The sequence below is a fragment of the Arthrobacter sp. SDTb3-6 genome (genome assembly GCF_013376095.1).
In the GTDB taxonomy this organism is placed as follows: Bacteria; Actinomycetota; Actinomycetes; order Actinomycetales; family Micrococcaceae; genus Specibacter.
In genome coordinates this window covers 1-3253 of record NZ_JAAMFN010000087.1, presented here as the reverse complement: position 1 = coordinate 3253, position 3253 = coordinate 1, and the positions used below count along the sequence as shown (strand labels likewise).

The window sequence follows — 3253 nt, the reverse complement described above, 5'->3', positions numbered from 1 at the left end:
GCGCCCTGCGCCCCACCAGCAACTCCTCTATTCAACCAACTTGTTGCTTCGAGGGTATGACACCGCCGGGTCCTATGCGGGCATATGAACTTGCCCCAGTGTTTCTCCACCCGGCTCAATTATTCTGAAGGTACCCCGGGATAAGGTTCCAATATTTTCGCTTTACTGGCTCTGACGTGGGCGGACTGCATCGCCGTTGGCCCGTTCCCAGTTGATCAAGGCTTGTACTGCCGGAGTGAGTTCGCTGCGCATCAGTTCATAGACTTCGTCTCTGCGCCGGAATGGGTCCATAACGTCATCTTCTTGTTGGTTGGGACCCTGCATGCCGCGTGCGCGTAGGGCAACGGGTATGACTTGCCCCCACCGTTCGGCCACTTCAAGAGCCTTGGGTGCGGCTAATTGCGGCAGGATCCTGGCCAGTTCGCGCAAGGTAAACGTTTTCTTCAGCATGGCCGGTGCCATCTCAACTATGCGGCTGCGGTGTTCCCGCGTCATGGCCAAGACTAGGTCCTGGGCGGCCAGGATGTCCGGAGTCAGCTGGCGGGAGGAGAAGTTATCCGCCGAGGCGCCCATAACCCGGACGTATCCTTCAATGTGAGGTTCCATGGCCGAACCGACCAAGGCTCCGGTGCCTGCACTTTCCACCTTGTACGCACCCGGGGTGACCATGTTTAGACCGTGCTGGAGAAGCCGCTCCGCCATGGGGGAGCGGCAAATGTTGCCGGTGCAGACGGTCAAGATCCTGAACGGGGGAGGGGTGGTCATGGGATTAGGCTACAGTTTTTCTACTTGTGGTTTTGACAGGGCAACAGTTCGGCAGGCCCAAGGGTTTCGACAAGCTCAATGGTTTCGACAAGCTCAACCGCCGGGGGTTTCAACGAGGTCTCTGCGCGACCGAAGGCGGCGTTCTGCTATGTAAACGATGACCGCGCCGACTCCCGCACCCGTAGTGTTTGCCAAGACGTCCAGTCCGGAGCCGACCCTGTGCGGCAGAAAGAGGGTTTGACTCAGTTCGACGCAACAGGAAATGAGGCATCCCGTGAGTAGGCCGACCCAGCTGTTGCGCCACCAGACCGAGGCGAGGTAGCCCATCGGAACGAACAGGGCAATGTTGGAAGTGAATTCGACTTGGTGATATCCAATCGCCCTCGGAACCCCGTGCCTGTGGGCCCAGCGGATCACCTCGTTGAGGGTGCCGTCGACGGGACGGTCTACCGGGGTGGGCCAAAACAGGATCAGGGCCAAGGCAAGGACATATGCGGCGGCCAGCGCAACGGCAATGCGGTGGCTGCGGGTATTCACGGTTTCCATTCTAGGCGGGGTTGGCTTGGTCTCGACGCGCTCGCAGAGCTCTCTGCTCGACCGACGGATCTCATTGCTCGACCACCGGGGCTTCGGCGAGTTGCTTGTAATGCTTGTTGCGGCTGCGCAGCACCACTGATGCCAGGAGGGCGGCGATAACGGATCCGGCCAGGATGGCCACCTTTGCGTGGCTGTAGTGCGGGCTTCCAGCTCCGAAGCTGAGTTCGCTGATCAGCAGTGCCACTGTGAAGCCCACCCCGGCCAGCAGCGCCAGGCCGGCAACATCGATCCAGGCCAGACCGTCGTCCAGCGTAGCCCGTGTTGTCTTCGTGACCAGCCAGGTGGAGCCAAGAACCCCCACGAACTTGCCGCCCACCAGGGCCACCACAATCCCCAGGGCCACCGTGTCGGTGAACGCCGCCTTCAGTCCGGCTGCCCCGCCTAAGGCAACCCCGGCGGAAAAGAAGGCAAACAGCGGAACGGCTACGCCAGCTGACAGCGGGCGGAAACGGTGCTCGAAATGCTCAGCGAGTCCCGGCCCGGCGTCAGGCCCGCCGCGCTTGGCGGAACGGACCACCGGGACGGCAAAGCCGAGCAGCACGCCGGCCACCGTGGCATGGATGCCGGAGGCGTGCACCAGTGTCCAGGCGGCGAATGCCAGCGGCAGCAGCAGGTACCAGGACCGGATACGTTTCTGCACCAGCCAGGTGAATGCCAGCAGCGGCAGGACGGCCAAGGCGAGGAACTGCAGGTGCATCTCGCCCGGGTAAAACACGGCAATGATGGCGATGGCGATGAGATCGTCGACCACGGCCAGCGTCAGCAGAAAGGTGCGCAGGGCGCTGGGCAGATGCGTGCTGATGACGGCCAACACGGCCAGGGCAAAGGCGATGTCCGTGGCGGTGGGGATGGCCCAGCCCTTCAGCACGTCCGAACCTTGGGTGAGGTTCACGAGTGTGAACAGCAGTGCGGGGAGCGCCACGCCGCCCGCGGCGGCCGCAATGGGGACGACGGCGCGGGCAGGGTTGCGGAGGTCGCCCGCCACAAATTCACGCTTGAGTTCCAGTCCGGCCACGAAGAAGAAGATGGCGAGCAAGCCGTCGGACGCCCAGCCGCCCAGGCTCAAGTGCAGGTGCCAGGCCGCGGGGCCGATCTGGAAGTCTCGGAGCGCGAAGTAGCCGGCGGCGAGCGGGGAGTTGGCCCAGACCAACGCGAGCACGGTGGCGGTGAGCAGCAGGGCACCGCCCACGGTTTCCGAGCGGAGGATCTGGCTGATGCGCTGCAGTTCGGGATAACTGCTGCGTGTGAGGATGCGGCGGGGGAGCGGCAGGTTCATGGGCAGGTGGGCACTCTCTACGGGGCCAAGGTTCCAGCCAGTTGCCAGCGGAACTTTGGGGACGGCTATGACATTGCCGACCAGACTTCCCGGCGCACCTATGTATGAGTTTACCCGGTCCCCACGTACCGCGGCCGCCGGGTTCACCTCTGCCGCCGGATTCACCTCTGAAGGTAGGCGTACCGCGTCATTGCACCTGCTGCCACGGCCAGCAAGCCCAGGAGCAGGTACTTCCACAGCTGGGAGCGCTCCTTGTAGTAAACGCCACGCTGTGACGTCCGCCGGCGCCGCCTCATTCCCATGTGCCTGATGTCCCCTCCACCCCACCAAGCCCGGCGGTTACCCGACGGGTGCGGACTGGAACTGACGGACATGCTCGCCCAGCCAGTCGCGCAGGTCCGGGCCGAGGTCCTCGCTTTCGCAGGCCAGGGTCACCACGGCCTTGAGGTAGCTGAGCTTGTCCCCGGTGTCATAGCGCCGGCCCCGGAACACCACACCGTACACGCCACCGCCCTCGCCCTCACGCGTGGCCAGGGTCTGCAGGGCGTCCGTGAGCTGGATTTCATCCCCGCGCCCCGGCGGCGTGTTTTCCAGGACCTCAAAGACGGCCGGGTG

3 protein-coding genes and 1 pseudogene are annotated in these 3253 nt (G+C 63.8%); all 4 read right to left on the bottom strand.

The features are described from left to right. Positions 1 to 162 precede the first annotated feature (162 nt). Positions 163 to 765, bottom strand: a complete 603-nt coding sequence (locus G6035_RS19325) for a low molecular weight phosphatase family protein (protein WP_176618724.1) — start codon at positions 763 to 765, stop codon at positions 163 to 165. A gap of 93 nt (positions 766 to 858) precedes the next feature. After that, positions 859 to 1302: a VanZ family protein gene (locus tag G6035_RS19320; protein ID WP_176618723.1), complete on the bottom strand. Its 444-nt coding sequence runs from the start codon at positions 1300 to 1302 to the stop codon at positions 859 to 861. 70 nt (positions 1303 to 1372) lie between these two features. Continuing rightward, positions 1373 to 2638, bottom strand: a complete 1266-nt coding sequence (nhaA, locus tag G6035_RS19315) for a Na+/H+ antiporter NhaA (RefSeq protein ID WP_176618722.1) — start codon at positions 2636 to 2638, stop codon at positions 1373 to 1375. A 339-nt stretch (positions 2639 to 2977) separates the two neighbouring features. Next, a pseudogene (locus G6035_RS19310) lies at positions 2978 to 3253 on the bottom strand (UTP--glucose-1-phosphate uridylyltransferase); the annotation flags it as partial.